18 protein-coding genes are annotated in these 18,286 nt (G+C 69.5%); 12 read left to right on the forward strand and 6 right to left on the reverse strand.

What is annotated here, in order from left to right:
* Positions 1–18 precede the first annotated feature (18 nt).
* From FHY06_RS31590 to FHY06_RS31610, 5 genes are all read left to right on the forward strand, one after another.
* Positions 19–447: a hypothetical protein gene (locus FHY06_RS31590; RefSeq protein ID WP_244164373.1), complete on the forward strand. Its 429-nt coding sequence runs from the start codon at positions 19–21 to the stop codon at positions 445–447.
* A gap of 190 nt (positions 448–637) precedes the next feature.
* Positions 638–1,336: a Bax inhibitor-1/YccA family protein gene (locus tag FHY06_RS31595; protein ID WP_019656495.1), complete on the forward strand. Its 699-nt coding sequence runs from the start codon at positions 638–640 to the stop codon at positions 1,334–1,336.
* 34 nt (positions 1,337–1,370) lie between these two features.
* Positions 1,371–1,913 (forward strand): Rrf2 family transcriptional regulator, encoded by a 543-nt coding sequence (locus tag FHY06_RS31600; protein WP_019656494.1) that lies wholly within the window; start codon positions 1,371–1,373, stop codon positions 1,911–1,913.
* Between the two features lie 239 nt (positions 1,914–2,152).
* Positions 2,153–3,292 carry an efflux RND transporter periplasmic adaptor subunit gene (locus FHY06_RS31605; protein ID WP_184607391.1) on the forward strand — a complete coding sequence of 380 codons (1,140 nt, stop codon included), beginning with the start codon at positions 2,153–2,155 and terminating at the stop codon, positions 3,290–3,292.
* 10 nt (positions 3,293–3,302) lie between these two features.
* Positions 3,303–6,428, forward strand: a complete 3,126-nt coding sequence (locus FHY06_RS31610; protein ID WP_026346571.1) for an efflux RND transporter permease subunit — start codon at positions 3,303–3,305, stop codon at positions 6,426–6,428.
* Positions 6,429–6,441: 13 nt separating this feature from the next.
* On the opposite strand, the gene FHY06_RS31615 is transcribed toward FHY06_RS31610, so the two are convergent.
* Positions 6,442–7,344: a DMT family transporter gene (locus FHY06_RS31615; RefSeq protein ID WP_026346570.1), complete on the reverse strand. Its 903-nt coding sequence runs from the start codon at positions 7,342–7,344 to the stop codon at positions 6,442–6,444.
* A gap of 139 nt (positions 7,345–7,483) precedes the next feature.
* Between FHY06_RS31615 and FHY06_RS31620 the strand changes: the two genes are divergently transcribed.
* Together FHY06_RS31620 and FHY06_RS31625 are read left to right on the forward strand one after the other, a co-directional pair.
* Positions 7,484–7,927, forward strand: coding sequence for an Lrp/AsnC family transcriptional regulator (locus tag FHY06_RS31620; RefSeq protein ID WP_026346569.1), 444 nt, complete (start codon positions 7,484–7,486; stop codon positions 7,925–7,927).
* A gap of 155 nt (positions 7,928–8,082) precedes the next feature.
* On the forward strand, positions 8,083–8,874 hold the full coding sequence (locus FHY06_RS31625; protein WP_184607392.1) for a fumarylacetoacetate hydrolase family protein: 792 nt from the start codon (positions 8,083–8,085) through the stop codon (positions 8,872–8,874).
* Positions 8,875–8,913: 39 nt separating this feature from the next.
* Here FHY06_RS31625 and FHY06_RS31630 read toward each other — a convergent pair whose 3' ends face one another.
* Positions 8,914–9,849, reverse strand: a complete 936-nt coding sequence (locus FHY06_RS31630) for a LysR family transcriptional regulator (RefSeq protein WP_019656491.1) — start codon at positions 9,847–9,849, stop codon at positions 8,914–8,916.
* Positions 9,850–9,964: 115 nt separating this feature from the next.
* On the opposite strand from FHY06_RS31630, the gene FHY06_RS31635 reads away from it, so the two are divergent.
* The 4 genes from FHY06_RS31635 to FHY06_RS31650 are packed head-to-tail and all read left to right on the forward strand — an operon-like array spanning position 9,965 to position 13,833.
* Positions 9,965–10,903, forward strand: coding sequence for a dihydrodipicolinate synthase family protein (locus tag FHY06_RS31635; protein ID WP_126183020.1), 939 nt, complete (start codon positions 9,965–9,967; stop codon positions 10,901–10,903).
* Between the two features lie 52 nt (positions 10,904–10,955).
* Complete coding sequence (locus tag FHY06_RS31640; RefSeq protein ID WP_019656489.1) at positions 10,956–11,927, forward strand: Bug family tripartite tricarboxylate transporter substrate binding protein; 972 nt, start codon at positions 10,956–10,958, stop codon at positions 11,925–11,927.
* Positions 11,917–12,627, forward strand: a complete 711-nt coding sequence (locus FHY06_RS31645; protein WP_184607393.1) for an SDR family NAD(P)-dependent oxidoreductase — start codon at positions 11,917–11,919, stop codon at positions 12,625–12,627. Before FHY06_RS31640 ends, FHY06_RS31645 begins: the two co-directional genes overlap by 11 nt.
* 39 nt (positions 12,628–12,666) lie before the next feature.
* On the forward strand, positions 12,667–13,833 hold the full coding sequence (locus tag FHY06_RS31650; protein WP_019656487.1) for a mandelate racemase/muconate lactonizing enzyme family protein: 1,167 nt from the start codon (positions 12,667–12,669) through the stop codon (positions 13,831–13,833).
* Positions 13,834–13,956: 123 nt separating this feature from the next.
* Here the strand turns inward: FHY06_RS31650 and FHY06_RS31655 are convergent, their stop codons facing one another.
* Complete coding sequence (locus FHY06_RS31655; RefSeq protein ID WP_019656486.1) at positions 13,957–14,943, reverse strand: tripartite tricarboxylate transporter substrate-binding protein; 987 nt, start codon at positions 14,941–14,943, stop codon at positions 13,957–13,959.
* 225 nt (positions 14,944–15,168) lie between these two features.
* On the opposite strand from FHY06_RS31655, the gene FHY06_RS31660 reads away from it, so the two are divergent.
* Entirely contained in the window at positions 15,169–15,717 is a 549-nt protein-coding gene (locus FHY06_RS31660) for a MarR family winged helix-turn-helix transcriptional regulator (protein ID WP_019656485.1), read from the forward strand.
* A gap of 20 nt (positions 15,718–15,737) precedes the next feature.
* On the opposite strand, the gene FHY06_RS31665 is transcribed toward FHY06_RS31660, so the two are convergent.
* From FHY06_RS31665 to prpF, 3 genes are all read right to left on the reverse strand, one after another.
* Entirely contained in the window at positions 15,738–16,088 is a 351-nt protein-coding gene (locus FHY06_RS31665) for a FlxA-like family protein (RefSeq protein WP_184607394.1), read from the reverse strand.
* Between the two features lie 90 nt (positions 16,089–16,178).
* Positions 16,179–17,042: an isocitrate lyase/PEP mutase family protein gene (locus tag FHY06_RS31670; RefSeq protein ID WP_132799278.1), complete on the reverse strand. Its 864-nt coding sequence runs from the start codon at positions 17,040–17,042 to the stop codon at positions 16,179–16,181.
* A 50-nt stretch (positions 17,043–17,092) separates the two neighbouring features.
* Positions 17,093–18,283, reverse strand: a complete 1,191-nt coding sequence (gene prpF, locus FHY06_RS31675; protein WP_184607395.1) for a 2-methylaconitate cis-trans isomerase PrpF — start codon at positions 18,281–18,283, stop codon at positions 17,093–17,095.
* Positions 18,284–18,286: the final 3 nt, after the last annotated feature.

Consider the following 18,286-nt stretch of genomic DNA (forward strand, 5'->3'; position numbering starts at 1 on the left):
CAGGTAAAATACCCCTACATGTCCCGCTGGTTTGCCGCTACCGTTCTTGCCATCATGTTGTCCTGCTACGGCTTCGCCGTGCTTGCGCACAACATGCTCGGTGTCGGCCATTCGCACAGCGAACCGCAGACCGCCCAGGCCACGCAGACGCTGATCGTTAGCGTCGCCTTCCCGGACACGTCCGACCGCTCCGCCTCCTCCGACATTCCAGCGCCCGCCGAAGCCCAGAAGGCCCCGGCCGCAGGCGATGTCGACAATTCCTCGGACGACACCCTCTCCCTCGACGAAGCCGGCTCCGAACACGCCGAGCTGGTCGATGCCCGCAACGGCGCGCCCGCGCTGCTGCGCTTCACTGAACAGCCGCCGAAACTCGGCCTGACCACCATCGTCTCGCCGTTCCTGGCGCGACCCAAGCGGCCACCCCGCGCCGCTGCCTTCGTCGCCTAGGCCCTCCAAGGCCTTCGCGACCGGGGGCCGCCATGGCTCCCGCCCCCTTGCGATCCGGCACGGCCGCCATTGGCGGCGCCCGCATCGCACCGCTGCCACTCGCTCTCTCACATTCACGGCCCTGTGCCCTTCCCGCGCGCCATCCATTGCGCGCCCCCGGCGCCGGTCCAGCTTCAAGGAACAACAGGAAATGAACAACAGCCCTACCGCCTATCACGACAGCATCGAGCTGCCGATCGCTTCGCCGCAGGAGCGCAACCGCGTCCTGCGCAACACCTACTGGCTGCTCGCGCTGTCGATGCTGCCCACCGTGCTCGGCGCCTGGATCGGCGTCTCCACCGGTTTCTCGCGCGCTATGTCGCCGGGCATCGGCCTGATGGTCTTCCTCGGCGGCGCCTTCGGCTTCATGTACGCCATCGAGAAGACGAAGGAATCGGCCGCCGGCGTGCCGGTGCTGCTGGCCTTCACCTTCTTCATGGGCCTGATGCTGTCGCGCCTGGTGGGCACCGTGCTCGGCCTGGCCAACGGCGCCAGCCTGGTGATGACGGCCTTCGCCGGCACCGGCGCGATCTTCTTCGGCATGGCCACGCTGTCGTCGGTGATCAAGCGCGACCTGTCCGCCATGGGCAAGTGGCTCTTCATCGGCGCCATCCTGCTGCTGGTGGCGGGCATCGCCAACTTCTTCATCAAGTCGAGCGCGCTGATGATGACGCTGTCGGTGCTGGCCATCGGCATCTTCTCGGCCTTCATCCTGCACGACCTCAAGCGCGTGAAGGACGGCCTGGAGACCAACTACATCTCCGCCACGCTGGGTGTGTATCTCAGCATCTACAACGTCTTCCAGTCGCTGCTGGCCCTGCTGGGCATCGCCGGCGGCCGGGACGAGTGATTCCCCACGAAGGAAGAAACGGAAGGAACATCCCATGCGTCTCACCACCAAAGGCCGCTTCGCGGTCACCGCGATGATCGACATCGCCCTTCATGGGCGATCGGGCCCCGTCACGCTGGCCTCGATCAGCCTGCGCCAGCGCGTGTCGCTGTCGTACCTCGAACTGCTGTTCGGCAAGCTGCGCCGCGCCAGCCTGGTCGAATCGACCCGCGGCCCCGGCGGCGGGTATTCGCTCAGCCGCAAGGCGGCCGAGATTTCCGTGGCCGACATCGTCCTGTCGATCGAGGAACACGATGCCGAGACCACCCGTCGGCGCGATGCCGACGCGCCGGACGAAGCCGGCCGCTGCGAGATCGACGAGCTCTGGGCCACCGTGAACCTGCGGGCGGTCGAGTTCCTCCGCTCGATCTCGCTGCAGAGCCTGGTCGACGAGCAGAAGGCCAAGGGCGTGCAGGCCGCGGTGCGCAGCGAAGTGCGGCGTTCGCCCAGCGGGCAGCCCGTCACGCGCAAGCCCTTCGTCGTCGATGCGCCGAACTCGGTGTTCGCGCTGGGACGGCGACAGCAAAGCGCCAGCTAGCTCCCCAGGCCAGCAAGCCCGCCCGGCCCATGCGGCAGGGCCCGCCGCCACGGATCGACGTGGCGGCGGGCTCTCGCCCGCATGGGCCTTTTTTTCGTCGGCTTCTCCCTCGGAAGCCTCAGGATTTCTTCATGTTGCGACGCAGCACGGCAGGCAGAATGCACCACAACAGTGCAAAACAATACAGGCGCGCGACCCGGGCGACCCCGGCTCGCGCCGCATCGCGTTTCCGGACGACCATGACTTCCAAGCTCCTGCTTCTTCCTCTTTCCCTGCTCGTGCTCGCCGCATGCGGCGCCAGACAGGCCCCGGAGGCCGGCACCGCGCCGCCCGAAGTCGGCGTGATGGCGATGCACGCGAGCGACGTGCCGGTGCACACGGAACTCTCGGGCCGAACGGCCGCATTCCGCGTGTCGGAGGTGCGCCCGCAGGTCAACGGCATCGTGCGCAAGCGGCTGTTCGAGGAAGGCAGCATGGTCCGCGCGGGCCAGGTGCTGTACGAGATCGAGCCCGGCCCCTTCGAGGCGGCGCACGAGCAGGCGCAGGCCGCGCTGGCCACGGCCCAGGCGAGCATCGCGAGCCTGCGCGGCAAGGCCGAGCGCTTCGGCGAACTGGTGAAGGCCAACGCGGTGAGCCGGCAGGAGCACGAGGAAGCCCAGGCCGCGCTCGTGCAGGCCGAGGCCGGCGTGAAGGCTGCCAAGGCGGCGCTGAAGGCCGCGCGCATCAACCTCGAATTCACCCGCATCGAGGCGCCCATCTCGGGCCGCATCGGCCGCTCCAGCGTGACCGAGGGCGCGCTGGTGACGCCGGGCCAGGCCACGGCGCTGGCAACCATCCAGCGCATCGACCCGATCTACGTCGACGTGGTGCAGTCCAGCCTCGAGCTCACGCGGCTCAAGCGCCGCTTCATCTCGGGCGACATGGCGCCCGCGAGCACGCGCGTGAGCCTTCGCATGGAAGACGGCCTGCCCTACCCGCACCCCGGCACGCTGAAGTTCGCCGAAGTGGCGGTCGATGCCGCCACCGGCTCGGTCACGCTGCGCGCGGAGTTTCCGAACCCGCAGGGACTGCTGCTGCCCGGCATGTACGTGCGTGCGCAGGTCGAGTCCGGGGTTGAACGGCAGGCCGTGCTCGCGCCGCAGCGCGGCGTGGCGCGCAACGAGAAGGGTGAGCCGACCGCGCTCGTGGTGGGCAGGGACGACAAGGTCGAGCTGCGCACGCTCGAAGTGCGCAGCGCGGCGGGCGACCAGTGGATCGTGACCGGCGGCCTGCAGGAAGGCGACCGGCTCGTGGTCGACGGCCTGCAGCGCGCCCACCCTGGCGACAAGGTGAAGCCGGTGCCGATAGCGGCCGCGGCGTCGCCTTCATCGGCAGATTGAGACAACGCAAGTGATCGCCAATTTCTTCATCCAGCGGCCCGTGTTCGCATGGGTCATCGCCATCCTCGTCATGCTGGCCGGCGGGGTGGCCATCCGCACGCTGCCGGTGTCGCAGTACCCGGACATCGCGCCGCCCACCGTCGTCGTCTCGGCCAACTACCCGGGCGCCTCGGCGCAGGCGGTGGAGAGCAGCGTCACGCAGGTGCTCGAACAGCAGCTCAAGGGCATCGACGGGCTGCTGTATTTCAAGTCGACCAGCAGCTCGGCCGGCTGGGCCGAGATCAGCGTCACCTTCCGCCAGGGCATCAACCCCGACACCGCCCAGGTGCAGGTGCAGAACAAGGTCAGCCAGGCCACCAGCCGGCTGCCGCAGGCGGTGCAGCAGCAGGGCGTGACGGTCGCGAAGTCGCAGAACAACTTCCTGCTGATCGTGGCCCTCTACGACGAGACCGACCGCCGCACCGACACCGACGTGGCCGACTGGATGGCCAGCAACCTGCGCGACTCCATCAGCCGCGTCGACGGCGTGGGCTCGGTGCAGGCCTTCGGCGCTTCGTATGCGATGCGCATCTGGCTCGACCCGCACCGGCTCGCGAGCTACCAGTTGATGCCCTCGGACGTGACCGCCGCCATCGCCGCGCAGAACACGCAGGTGTCGGTCGGCGAGATCGGCGCGCGGCCCTCGCCCGCGAGGCAGCAGCTCAACGCCACGGTGACGGCGCTATCGCGGCTGCAGACGCCCGGGCAGTTCCGCGACATCGTGCTGAAGACGCAGGCCGACGGCGCCGTGGTGCGCCTGGGCGACGTGGCGCGGGTGGAGATGGGCAGCGAGTCGTACGCCGAGACCACGCGCCTGAACGGCCATCCCGCCGCGGGCGCTGCGGTCATGCTGGCGCCCGGCGCCAACGCGCTGACCACGGCCAGCGCGGTGAAGGCGCGCATGGCCGAGATGGAGCCTTCGCTGCCGGCCGGCCTGCGCGTGGCCTACGCGGAGGACACCACGCGCTTCGTGAAGATCTCGATCAGGTCGGTCATCAAGACGCTGCTGGAGGCGATCGCGCTGGTGGTGGTCGTGATGTACCTGTTCCTGCAGAACTGGCGCGCCACGGTCATCCCGGCCATCACGGTGCCGGTGGTGCTGCTGGGCACCTTCGGCGTGCTCGCGGCCTTCGGCTATTCGATCAACGTGCTCACGCTCTTCGGCATGGTGCTGGCCATCGGCCTGCTGGTGGACGACGCGATCGTGGTGGTGGAGAACGTCGAGCGCGTGATGCACGAGGAAGGGCTCGACCCGAAGGCGGCCACCGTCAAGTCGATGCAGGAGATCACCGGCGCGCTGGTGGGCATCGCGGTGGTGGTGTCGGCAGTGTTCCTGCCGATGGCCTTCTTCGGCGGCTCGGTGGGCGTGATCTACCGGCAGTTCTCTGTGACGATCATCGCGTCGATGGTGCTGTCGGTGGTGGTGGCGATCGTGCTCATCCCGGCGCTGTGCGCGCGCTTCCTGCGGGCCAGCGACGCGCCGCGCACACGTGGATTCCTCGGCGCCTTCAACCGCCGCTTCGACGCGGCGCAGGGCCGCTACGCGGGCCTGCTGGGGCGCATGCTGCGCAAGCCGCTTCGCTTCGCCGTCGTGTACGCGGCCATCGCGGCCGGCATGGGCGCGCTCTACCTGAGCCTGCCCGGCGGCTTCCTGCCCGAGGAAGACCAGGGCAGCGTGATGGTGCAGCTCACGCTGCCGGCGGGCTCCACGATCAGCCGCACCGACGCGGTGAACCGCCTGGTCGAGAAGCACTTCCTCGAAACGGAGAAGGACACGACCGACACCATCTTCACCATCTCGGGCTGGAGCTACGGCGGCTCGGGGCAGAACATGGGCATGGCCTTCGTCTCGCTGAAGGACTGGTCCGAGCGCGGGCATGCGGACCAGCGCGCGCAGGCCATCGTGGAGCGCGCCGGCACCGTGCTCGGCAGGCAGCAGCGCGACGCCGAGGTCTACGGCATGGTGCCGCCGCCCATCGAGGGGCTGGGGCAGTCGAACGGCTTCGAGTTCTGGCTGCAGGACACCTCGGGCATGGGCGCGCAGAAGCTGGTGCAGGCGCGCGAGTCGCTGCTGCGCGACGCGGGCAAGGACGCGCGGCTGCAATCGGTGCGCGCCAACAGCGTGGCCGGCACGCCGCAGCTGCAGATCGACATCGACCAGCTCAAGGCCTCGGCGCTGCGCCTGTCGCTGGACGACGTGAACACCACGCTGGGCATTGCCTGGGGCGGCAGCTACGTCAACGACTTCATCGACCGCGGCCGCGTCAAGCGCGTGTACGTGCAGGCCGACGCGCCCTACCGCTCCGACCCCGACGACATCCGCGAGTGGTTCGTGCGTGGCTCCACCGGCGCGATGACGCCGTTCTCGGCCTTCGCCACCACGCGCTGGTCGCAGGGCGCGCCGCAGCTGGAGCGCTACAACGGCCTGCCGGCGGTGCAGATCCAGGGCGCGGCCTCGCACGGCACGAGCTCGGGCACGGCGATGGCGGCCGTCGAAGCCATCGCGAAGAAGCAGCGCGGCACCGGCCATGCGTGGAGCGGGCTCTCATACCAGGAGCGCCTCTCGGGCGGGCAGGCGCCGCTGCTGTTCGCGCTGTCGATCCTCGTCGTGTTCCTTTGCCTGGCGGCGCTGTACGAGAGCTGGTCGGTGCCGTTCTCGGTGATGCTGGTGATTCCGCTGGGCGTGCTCGGCGCGGTGATCGCCACGTCGCTGCGCGGCCTGTCGAACGACATCTACTTCCAGGTCGGCCTGCTCGCGACCATCGGACTGTCTGCGAAGAACGCGATCCTGATCATCGAGTTCGCCGAAGCGGCGCTGCGCCGGGGCATGCCGCTGCTCGACGCAGTGGCCGAAGGCGCGCGCCTGCGGCTGCGGCCGATCCTGATGACATCGCTGGCCTTCCTGGCCGGCGTGGTGCCGCTGGCACTGGCCACCGGCGCAGGCTCGGCGAGCCAGGTGGCCATCGGCACGGGCGTGTTCGGCGGCGTGCTGGCGGCGACGGCGCTGGGCATCTTCTTCGTGCCGCTGTTCTATCTGCTGGTGAAGCGGCTGGCGGCCCGGTTCTACAAACGCAGCGGCGTGGCGGCGGCCTCCTGAGGAGCCGTCGCCGTCAGCTCTTTCCGGCAACGGGCGAGCGTCGCGCCAGGCCCGGCAAGGTCCATCCGAAGGTCATGCCCGCCGCGGCGATCAGGATGGCGGCCGCGCCCACCACCTGCAACGCGCCCAGCCGCTGGCCGAAGGCGACGTAGTCCACGCCGATCGCCACCAGCGGATAGATGAACGACAACGCCCCGGCCACCGGTGTCGACAGCTTCTGCAGCGCGCCGTACAGCAGCACGAACACCAGCCCGGTGTAGACCACGCCCATCGTCAGGTGCACGCCCCAGGTGGCCGCGTCGGCGGGCAGCGCGCTGAGGTTCGCGAAGGGCGCGAGCATCACGATGCCCACGCACACCTGGATCAGCGCGATGAGGTGGGGCGCGATGCCGTCGAGCTTCTTCGCGACGAAGGCGGCCAACGCATAGCAGAAGGCAGCGCCCAGCGCCATGAGCACGCCGACGAAGTAGGAAGACCCGTCGGCCCCTCCGCCGGACTTGGCCTGCGCCACCAGCACCACGCCGGCGAATGCGATGCACAGCCAGATCGCCTTCATCGCGGTCAGCCGCTCCGACAGCAGCAGCGCACCCAGCGCCACCAGCATGAAGGGCTGCGTGTTGTAGACCGCCGTGGCGATGGAGATCGACGCGCGCGAGAACGACGCGAAGATCAGCACCCAGTTGACGACGAGCGCCACGCCGCCCAAGGCCGCGAGCGCGAACTTGCGCGGCGCGATGCCCCGCTTCAGCAGGCCCAGCGCGAAGCACACGACCAGCAGCGTCGCGGCGCCGAACACGCAGCGCCAGAACAGCAGGTCGGCCAGCGGCTGGTCGAAATGCACCACGAACCACCCGATGGTTCCGGAGATCGCCATGGCCGCGCTCATCTCCAGCGCGCCGCGAAGCTGTGTCTGCATGTCGGTCCGTTGTCGCCGCTGTTCAGGGGAAACAAGAGTGCCACTTATCGCGTCGCCTGGATATGCTTGGAAGAAGGCGAAAACCGCCGACGGCCTTCGAAACGAAGGCATCCAAGCCCCTCCACCGGAGAACAGGAAGATGCTCGACGCAACCGACGAAGCCATCGTGCTCGCCCTCGCGGGCAATGCCCGCATGTCGCTGAAGGAGCTGGCCCATCACGTGGGGCTCTCGTCGCCGAGCGTGTCGGAGCGGCTGCGGCGGCTCGAGGAGCGCGACGTGATCCGCGGCTACACGCTCGAGCTGAACCCGAAGGCGCTGGGCTACCAGTTCCAGGCCATCGTGCGCATCCGCCCGCTGCCGGGGCAGCTGAAGGCTGTGCAGGAACTGATCGCTGCCACGCCCGAGTTCTGCGAGTGCGACAAGGTCACGGGAGAAGACTGCTTCGTCGCGCGGCTCCATCTGCAGTCGCTCGAGCAGCTCGACGGCATCCTCGACCGCATCGCGGCCAGGGCGGAGACCAACACCTCCATCGTGAAGGCCCAGACGATCCAGAGGCGGCTGCCGCCCTTCTCGGCGCGGTGAGGCGCCGCAGCCGATCGGCGGCGCCTGCGGGTGGGTTGTGTCCTGTTTTTGCGTAGATGCGCACCATCGCCACGCGGTGCGACCTCCCAGAATCGACCGGCCGTGAGAGGCACGGCCCACGACGCCGATCCACAAGACCAAGGAGACACATGCCCATGATCACTTCCCGCCGCGGCCTGCTGGCCGGTTCCGCCGCCATGGCCACCGGCGCCATCGCCGGCTGCGCGCTGCCCGCCGGGGCCGGCCGCTCGGCCCCCACGCCATTCGATGTCGCTGCGTCGACCATTCCGATCGTCGGCAGCGACCAGGTCTTTCCGGTGCGCCGCATCTACTGCATCGGCCGCAACTACGAGGCGCATGCACGCGAGATGGGATCGGACCCGAGCCGCGAGCCGCCCTTCTTCTTCCAGAAGCCGGCCGATGCGATCCAGGTCGTGACGCCGGGCGTGGTGGCCGACCACCCCTATCCCACGCTCACGAAAAACTACCACTACGAAGTCGAACTGGTGGTGGCGCTGGGCAAGGGCGGGCGCGACATCCCGACGAGCGCCGCGCTCGACCACGTGTACGGCTACTCGCTGGGCCTGGACATGACGCGCCGCGACCTGCAGCGCGAGATGGGCGACCAGAAGAAGCCCTGGGAGATCGGCAAGAGCTTCGACCATTCGGCGCCCGTGGGGCCGATCCACCCGGTGGCGAAGGTCGGGCATTTCAGCGACGGCGCGATCTGGCTCAAGGTGAACGGGCAGACGAAGCAGAGCGCCACGCTCAGGCACATGATCTGGTCGGTGGCCGAGCAGATCAGCCGGCTGTCGCAGGCCTTCGAGCTCAAGCCGGGCGACATCATCTATTCGGGCACGCCGGAGAACGTGGGGCCGGTGGTGCGCGGCGACCTGATCCAGATCCACATCGACCGGCTGCCGGAGCTGTCGGTGCGGATCGTCTGAGGAAAAAAGGCCCGCCGATGCGCGGGCCGCACCGCCGCTTCAGGAGCCGGCGGCCGCCTCGCCGACCAGCCCCCACAGCGCCTCCGCCACCGGCGCCATCTGCGCCTGCTGCCGATACAGGCGGATGTCCACCGGCACACGCCAGCCGCCCGCGCCGGCATCGGTGAGCGCGCCGCTGCGCAAGTCGTCGGCCACCAGGCTCATCGGCAGCCATGCGAGGCCGCGGCCTTCGAGGGCCATGGTGCGCAGCAGCGCGGCATGGTGGGCGGTGAAGACGACGGACAGCGACGCAGCGAAGTCCTTGCCGAACTCGATGTCCTGGATGGCGCGCATGATCCGGCCCAGGCCCGAGGCCTCGCTGTAGGCCAGCACGGCGGGCGACTTGCCCCCGCCCAGTGCATGCAGCGGAACACCGTCGGCACCGGGCGTGCTCACCGGCACCAGCACGTCGTCGCTGAGCCGCCGCACAGGGTATTGCGCCTCGTCGAGCCGGCCCGGCGCATCGGCGTGGCCGTGGCACAGCACGAACTGCACGCGGCGCTGCAGCATCAGGTCTTCGCAGGCGTAGGAGCTGTCGGAGATGGTCTGGATCGGGCCCATGCTCAGCCGCGATTCGACGCTCGCCAGCCAGCGCGGAAAGAAGGTCAGCGAGAGCACGTGCGTGGCGGCGAAGCTCAGGCTGGCCGCGGCCAGGTCGTGCGCGGCGCGGGCCTTGATGCGTGCGGCCTCCAAGCCCGCGAGCACTTCCTGCAGCAGCGGCTGGAAGCGCTTGCCCGCGGCGGTGAGCGCAGTGGGATGCGCGCTGCGGTCGAACAGGTCGACGCCCACCCATTCCTCCAGCGATCGGATGTGGCGGCTGAAAGCGGGCTGTGCGATGGAGCGGGCCTGAGCGGCGCGCGAGAAGTTGCCGGTCTCGGCCAGGGCCAGGAAGTCTTCCAGCCATTCGAGGTCGAGCGGTCTGTTGCCGGGGCCCATGCGCTGCTCGGTCGGTCGGTTGAATAGTTGTATGCGATTCGAGTATTGGACGGTCCGCACCCCGCCGGCAAAAGATGCACCCATTCCTGCACCTTGAACCACACGGAGACACAGCATGCCTTCCATCGCGAATTATCGCGGGATCATTCCCGCCATTTCCTGCCCCTTCACCAGCGACCACCGCATCGACGAACCCGCGCTGCGCAAGCTGGCCTCGTGGCTCGCCGGCCATGACGGCGTGGTGGCGGTCATGACCAACGGCCACACCGGCGAGGTCTTCTCGCTCACGCCGTCGGAGCGCGCCGAGGTGACGCGCATCGTCGCCGACGAGCTGCGCGGGCGCACGCCGGTGATCTCGTCGATCGTCTGCGAGGGCCTGGCCGAGGCCGCCGAGCATGCCCGCGCCGCGCAAGCCGCCGGCGCGGTGGCGCTGGACGTGATGCCGCCGCACCACTGGCTGCGCTTCGGCTTCACGCCCGGCCACGCGCTGCAGTACTTCGAGGCCATCCACCGCGCCGCGCCCGAGTTGGACCTGGTCTGCCACGTGTACCCGGCCTGGACGCGCGCCTCGTACTCCTCGCAGCTGCTGGCCGACCTGGCGCGGCTGCCCTACCTGCAGGCCTTCAAGGTGGGCCAGCGCGACATGAACAAGTACGCCCGCGACATCCAGGCGATCCGCGAGGCCGATGCCTCCAAGGCCATCCTCACCTGCCACGACGAATACCTGCTCGCCTCGATGGTGCAGGGCGTGGACGGCGCGCTGGTCGGCTTCGCGACCTTCATCCCGCAACTCATCATCGACCTGTGGAATGCGGTGAAGGCCGGCGACCTGAAGAAGGCCATGGCGGTGCAGGCCCTCATCACGCCGCTGAAGGACGCGGTGTACGGCGGCGGCGAGCCCACCGGCGAGGCCCATGCGCGCATGAAGGGCGGCATGTACCTGGCCGGCGTGCTGGAGAACGCCACCGTGCGCCCGCCCACCGAGGCGCCGAACGCGCGCGAGATGGACGCGCTGCGCGCCGCCGTCGAGCAGGCCGGCCTGTCGAGGCGCTGAAGCGCCAGGGGCCGCTGCGCCCCGGCCAAGAGAACACAAGGAGACAAGAGACATGCAACGCAAGCACTTCCTGCGCGCCACACTGGCCGCGCTCGCGCTGGCCGCCGTATCGACCGCCGGCCTCGCCCAGAACTGGCCCGCCCGGCCGGTGCGCATGGTGATTCCCTTCCCGCCCGGTGGCACGCTCGACACCATCGGCCGCCTGCTGGCGCAGAAGCTCGGCGAGCAGACGGGCCAGACCTTCATCGTGGAGAACCGCCCCGGCGGCAACGGCGTGATCGGCGCCGACGTGGTGTCGAAGGCGCCGGCCGACGGCTACACGCTGCTGTTCAACGCGTCGACCTTCACCACCGCGCCGATGACCATGAAGTCGGTGCCCTACGAGGTGGTGAAGGACTTCACGCCGGTGGCGCTGGTGGCGAAGGCACCGCTGTCGGTGGCGGTCAACAAGAACCTGCCGGTGAACGATGTGAAGTCGCTCATCGCCTACGCCAAGGCGCATCCCGGCAAGATGACCTTCGCGGTCGGCTCGATCGGCTCGGCCGGGCACCTGTCGACCGAGCTGCTCAAGCGCGCGGGCGGCGGGCTCGACTACCTGATCGTGCCGTACAAGGGCACGGCGCCTGCGTTCCAGGACCTGATCGGCGGGCAGATCGACGGCTTCATCGACCCGATCCTCGGCTCGCTGCAGTACCACAAGAGCGGCATGCTGAAGGTGATCGCCGTCACCTCGGCCACGCGCGCGACAAGCCTGCCGAACGTGCCCACGGTGGGCGAGAGCATCCCGGGCTACGAGTTCTACAGCTGGTACGGGCTGTGGGGCCCGGCGAAGCTGCCGGCAGCCATCACGCAGCGGCTGAACGCCGAGGTCAACAAGGCGCTGGGCACCGACATGCGCGAGACGCTGAACGCGCAGGGCCTGCTGCTGACGCCGGGCAGCGTCGAGGACTTCGCGAAGTTCCAGGCCGAGGACATGGCGCGCTCGAAGAAGATCATCACCGAGGGCAACATCCATGTCGAATGAGCTCGCCACGGCGCCCCATGCGGTGGTGACGGGCAGCAGCGGCGGCATCGGCCGCGCCATCGCCTCGCATCTGCTGCACGCGGGCTGGCGCGTGAGCGGGCTGGACCTGGCCGCGCCCACGCTGTCGTCCCATGCCGGCTTCACCCACGTGGCCGTGGACCTGGGCGACGCCGCAGCCATCCCGCGCATCGCCTCGACGCTGCAGGATGCGAGCGCGCTGGTGCACGCGGCCGGTGTGCTGCGCGTCGGTCCGCTGGGCGAACTCGATCACGCGGGCGGCGAGCTGATGTGGCGCCTGCACGTGGACGCGGCCACGCGCCTGGCCGACGCGCTCGTGCCCGCGATGGCGGCGCGCGGGCACGGCCGCGTGGTGTTCGTCGGCAGCCGTGTTGCGCAGGGGCTGCCGGGGCGCGGCCAGTACGCCGCGACCAAGGCCGCGCTGATCGCGCTCGCGCGAAGCTGGGCCGCGGAAGTCGCGGCGCGCGGCGTGACCGTGAACGTGGTGTCGCCCGGCGCGACGCAGACGTCGATGCTGCAGGACCCGGCCCGCGCGGGCAGCGCGCCGCGCCTGCCGCCCATCGGCCGGCTGATCCAGCCCGAGGAGATCGCCGCGCTCACCGGCTTTCTTCTGTCGCCGCCGGCGGCGGCCATCACGGGGCAGGACATCCCGATCTGCGGCGGCTCCTCGCTGCATCTCTGACCCTCTTTCGCTTCCTTTCCTTCCACCCGGAACCCGACCATGAAAATCGTCAACATCCTCGAATCCACCCGCCCCATCAAGTCGGACATCCGCAACGCCTACATCGACTTCTCGAAGATGACGCTGAGCCTCGTCGCGGTGGTCACCGACGTGATCCGCGACGGCCGGCCCGTCGTCGGCTACGGCTTCAATTCCAACGGCCGCTACGGCCAGGGCGGGCTGATCCGCGAGCGCTTCCTGCCGCGCCTGCTGGAGGCCGACCCGGCCTCGCTGCTCGACGAGACCGGCGACAACCTCGATCCGCACAAGATCTGGGCCCGCATGATGATCAACGAGAAGCCCGGCGGCCACGGCGAGCGCTCGGTGGCCGTGGGCACCATCGACATGGCGGTCTGGGACGCCACCGCCAAGATCGCCGGCAAGCCGCTCCATCAGCTGCTGGCCGAGCGCTATGGCAACGGCAAGCCGAACCCGCGCGTGTTCGTCTACGCGGCCGGCGGCTACTACTACCCCGGCAAGGGCCTCGAAGGCCTGCAGCGCGAGATGACCAGCTACCTGGAGCGCGGCTACTCGGTGGTGAAGATGAAGATCGGCGGCGCCACGCTCGCCGAAGACTGCGAGCGCATCGAGTCGGTGCTGAAGATCCTCGGCCCCGGCCAGCAGCTCGCGGTGGACGCCAACGGCCGCTTCGACCTGCCCACCGCCCTCGACTACGGCCGCGCGCTCTCGCAATACCCGCTCTTCTGGTACGAGGAAGCGGGCGACCCGCTCGACTACGAGCTGCAGGCCAGGCTCGGCGAGGTGTACGCCGGTCCGATGGCCACGGGCGAGAACCTGTTCTCGATGCAGGACGCGCGCAACCTCATCCGCCACGGCGGCATGCGCCCCGACCGCGACTGGCTGCAGTTCGACTGTGCGCTGAGCTACGGCCTCGTCGAATACCTGCGCACGCTCGACATGCTGAAGGAGAACGGCTGGTCGCCCTCGCGCTGCATCCCCCACGGCGGCCACCAGATGTCCCTGGCCATCGCCGCCGGCCTCGGCCTCGGCGGCAACGAGAGCTACCCCGACCTGTTCCAGCCCTACGGCGGCTTCCCCGACGGCGTGAAGGTCGACAACGGCTACGTCACCCTGCCGCCGCTGCCCGGCATCGGCTTCGAAGGCAAGGCCGACCTGATCGCCGAGATGAGGGCCCTCGCGGCCTGAGCGATCCCTGCCTTTTCGCGGGACGCCGCGGAACCGGCTCCGCCGGGCCGCAGGCGTCGCCCCCCGGCGAGGGGGGTTGGCGAAGCGACACGAAGTGCGCGAAGCCTGGGGGGAGTACCACGCTCAAGGATGAAAACCGGAGCGGCGCACCACCGGCTCCCACTGCGCGCGGTAGGCCTTCAGCATCTGCGTCGTTTCCGCCGCATTGCTCACCACCGGCGTGATGAAGAGCGAGTCGGCCACCTTCTGCAGGCCCGGGTCCTTCATCACGTCGCGGATCGAGTTGGCCAGCAGCTGCACCCTGGCGGGCGGCATCGAAGCGGGCGCGAAGAAGGTGTTCCAGCCGTCGGCGTCGATCTTCATGCCGGCCTCGCTGAAGGTGGGAATGCCGGACGCGAAACTCGCGCGCTTCTTGCCCGATGTCGCCAGGATGCGGATCTTGCCGGCCACGTGCTGCGGATAGAGCGAATCTAGCGTGTCGATGGCGATCGGCAGGCTGCCGTTGACGAGGTCGGCCGCCAGCGGTGCGGAGCCGCCATAGCCCTTGATCTGCGGCTGCACGCTCAGCGCGTCGCCCACCATCAGGCCGAAGAAGTGCGGCAGGCTGCCGGTGGCGGGCACGCCGAAGATGGCTTCCTCGGGGTGCGCCCACAGGCGGCCCACCAGGAACATCGCGCGGTCGAGCTGGAGCTTGCTGCCCACGGCCAGCGCGAAGTCGTAGCTGCTGACCTGGGAGACGGGCACGAAGTCCTTGTCGGGGTCGTAGCCGGCGTCCTTGATGACCAGTGGCGCGACCACCATCACGGCCGGGTTGCCGAGCATCAGCACGTTCTGTCCCGCGGGGGCGCGCTTGACTTCCTTGGCCGCGAGGCGGCCACCCTCGCCCGGCCGGTTTTCGACGCTCACCGGCACGCCGAGCTTCGGCGTGAGCCGCTCGGCGATCAGCCGCGCGATGCGGTCGGTGCTGCCGCCGGGCGCGTAGCCGACCACGAGGGTGAGCGGGCCGCCGTCGAGCGCGGCGGGCGCCTGGGCCTGGGCCAGGGGAGCGCAAGCGGCAAGGGCGAGGCCTCCTGCCATGATGAGCTTGCGCCTTGAAAGGAATGCGGGCATCGGATCGGGTCTCCTGCGGACGATGGGCGCGAGCGGACGGGGACAAGCGCGTTTTCGCGGCGAAAATCCGCGCGTCAAGACTGTTTCCGCTCGTTCAAATTTGTTACTGGTTTATACGTATGGGGAAACAGTTGATCTAATCAACCAACTGCCTGCCGCGGCGGGCGAGCCACACTCCCGACGTTTCCGCAACCACGTCACCTCACGCCGTCACCCTCAGCCCGTATGCGACAAGCTTTCCCCGACGCCGGCGCGCTGCGCGCGCCCCGCTCACTGGACGACCTGGTGCTCTATCGCATGGTGCGCGCCGTGCGGGCCGGCAACGGCATGGCGACGCGGCTGGTAGAAGGCGGCTTCGGCATCACGCGCCGGGAGTGGGGAATGATCGCCACGCTCGCGCAGGAGGGCGAGATGACCTCCTCCGCGCTGGCCGCGCACCTTCACCTGGACCGCGTGCGCACCTCGCGCGGACTGCGCAGCCTGGTCGACAAGAAGCTGGTGCTGCGCCGGCAGAACGCGGAAGACCGGCGCGAGGTGCACGTGCGGCTGAGCGCATCGGGCGAGCAGCTCTTCGGCGGGCTCTTTCCGCGCATCGCAGGGCTGAACACCGAACTGCTCGAAGGCGTGTCGCCCGCCGACCTCGACGCCTTCCTGCGCTGCCTGCAGCACCTGGAGCAGCGCGGCGAGGAACTGCTCGCGCGCGGCGTGGTGGCGGAAAAGGCCGACCGGCGTTCGGGCGGCACGCGGCACCGCTGGCCGGAGCGCAGCCGCTGAGGCGGCCGGCAGCCGACCGCTCAGGCCTGCACGTCCACCACGCTGCCCATCGTTCCGGACCCGCCGGTGCGGCCAGGGCGCGACGTGCCCGCAGCGCTTTCCTCCAGCGAGGCCATCGCGCTCTGCTGCACGCCGGCGTTGCGCAGCGCGTTCATCTGCTGCTGCAGCATCGCGAGCTTCGCCGCGAGCGCCTCGAGCTGCATCCGGATCGCGTCGCGCGCATCGCCCTCGGGCGTGTCGATCAGCTGGGCCTGCGTCTCGCCGATCTGCTTCTGCGTCGCGGCGATCTGCCGCTGGAGCTTCGCGATCTCGACGTTGACGTCGATCCCGCTCCTTGCCGCACCGCTGCTGGCGCCGATGGCATTCAGCATCCCGTTCCTCCGTTCTTGCACATGGGTAAGAACGTCTATCGGCAGCGCGCGCGAAAAGTTGAGGGCCGCCGCCGCCATCGCCGAACGAGCTCAGCTCGCGTAGCGCTTCTCCAGGGCGTCGAGCTCCGGCTTGCCCACCAGCCGCTGGCGCTCGGCGAAGGGCACGACCAGCGCCGGGTCTTCGTCCACGCGCTTCGTGTCGCGCAGCACCGTCAGTGCCTTCTGCATGCCGGCGACCGCGCCCTGCAGCGCCGCGTTGGCGTAAAGCACGATGCCGTAGCCCAGCTGCGCGAGCTCTTCCGCGCCGAAGATGGGCGTCCTGCCGCCGATCACCATGTTCATGAGCTGCGGCTTCTTCAGCCGCTGCGGCAGCGCACGGATCTCGTCGGCGGTGGTCACGGCCTCAACGAAGAGGATGTCGGCGCCCGCTTCGCTGAACTGCTGCGCGCGCTCGATGGCGGCCTCGAAGCCCAGCGTGGCGGCCGCGTCGGTGCGGGCCATCACGAGCAGGTCGGGATCGGTGCGCGCATCGACCGCCGCCTTGATCTTGCTCACGGCCTCCTCGGTGGAGATCACGTCCTTGCCCGAGAAGTGGCCGCAGCGCTTGGGCGCGACCTGGTCCTCGAACTGGATGCAGTCGGCGCCCGCGCGCTCCAGCACGCGCACCGTGTGGCGCACGTTGAGCGCGTTGCCGAAGCCGGTGTCGGCATCCACGATCAGCGGCAGGCCCACCGCGTCGCGGATGCGCGCCGTGTGGTCGGCGATCTCGTGCAGCCCCATGAAGCCCTGGTCGGGCAGGCCGAACCACATGTTGGTGACGCCTGCGCCGGTGACGTAGATGGCCTCGAATCCCAGGTCCTCGATCACGCGCGCCGAGAGCGCGTTGAAGGCACCCGGCACCAGCACGCCCCGGCGCGCCTCGGCCAGGGATCGGAGGGTCTTGCGAGTCGACATCGGTTCTTCCTTGTTGTGTTGTGGGGTGTGGTGTTGTTGATTCAGCAGGGTCAGAGCGTATCGCCGGGCACTCGCACCCAGCCTTCCATCAGCACGCGGGCGCTGCGGCTCATGACGGCCTTGGTCACCCTCCATTCGCCATCGACCCGCGCCGCCTGCGCACCCACGCGCAGCGTGCCCGAGGGATGGCCGAAGCGCACCGCCGAGCGCTCGCCGCCGCCGGCCGCGAGGTTGACCAGCGTGCCCGGAATGGCAGCCGCCGTGCCGATGGCCACCGCCGCCGTGCCCATCATCGCGTGATGCAGCTTGCCCATCGAAAGGGCTCGCACCAGCAGGTCGATGTCGCCCGCCGCGACCGGCTTGCCGCTGGAGGCGGTGTAGCCCGTGGACCGCGCGACGAACGCGACCTTGGGCGTGTGCTGCCGCCCCGCCGCTTCGCCGACGTTCGCGATGAGCCCCATGCGCACCGCGCCGTGCGCACGGATGGCCTCGAAGCGTGCGAGCGCGGCGGCGTCGCCGTTGATGGCGTCCTGCAGCTCGGTGCCCTTGTAGCCGATGGCTTCGGCCTCCACGAAGATCGTCGGGATGCCGGCGTTGATCATCGTCGCGCGCAGCCTGCCGACGCCGGGCACCTCGAGCTCGTCGACGAGGTTGCCGGTCGGGAACATCGCGCCGCCGGCGCCTTCCTCTTCCGCCGCGGGGTCCATGAATTCGAGCTGCACCTCGGCGGCCGCGAAGGTCACGCCGTCGAGCTCGAAGTCGCCGGTCTCCTGCACCGCGCCATCGGTCATCGGCACGTGCGCGACGATGGTCTTGCCGATGTTGGCCTGCCAGATGCGCACCACCGCCACGCCGTCGCGCGGCACGCGGGCCGCATCGACCAGGCCGTTGGAAATCGCGAACGGGCCGACCGCCGCCGAGAGGTTGCCGCAGTTGCCGCTCCAGTCGACGAAGGGCTGGTCGATCGACACCTGGCCGAAGAGGTAGTCCACGTCGTGGCCGGGCCTCTCGCTCTTCGAGAGGATCACCGCCTTGCTCGTGCTGGAGGTGGCTGCGCCCATGCCGTCGATCTGCTTGCCGTAGGGGTCGGGGCTGCCGATGACGCGCAGCAGCAGCGCGTCGCGCGCCTTGCCGGGCAACTGCGCGGCTTCGGGCAGGTCCTGCAGGCGGAAGAACACGCCCTTGCTGGTGCCGCCGCGCATGTAGGTGGCGGGAATCCTGATCTGTGGTGCGAAGGCCATGGT

Source organism: Variovorax atrisoli (assembly GCF_014195185.1).
GTDB lineage: Bacteria > Pseudomonadota > Gammaproteobacteria > Burkholderiales > Burkholderiaceae_C > Variovorax > Variovorax atrisoli.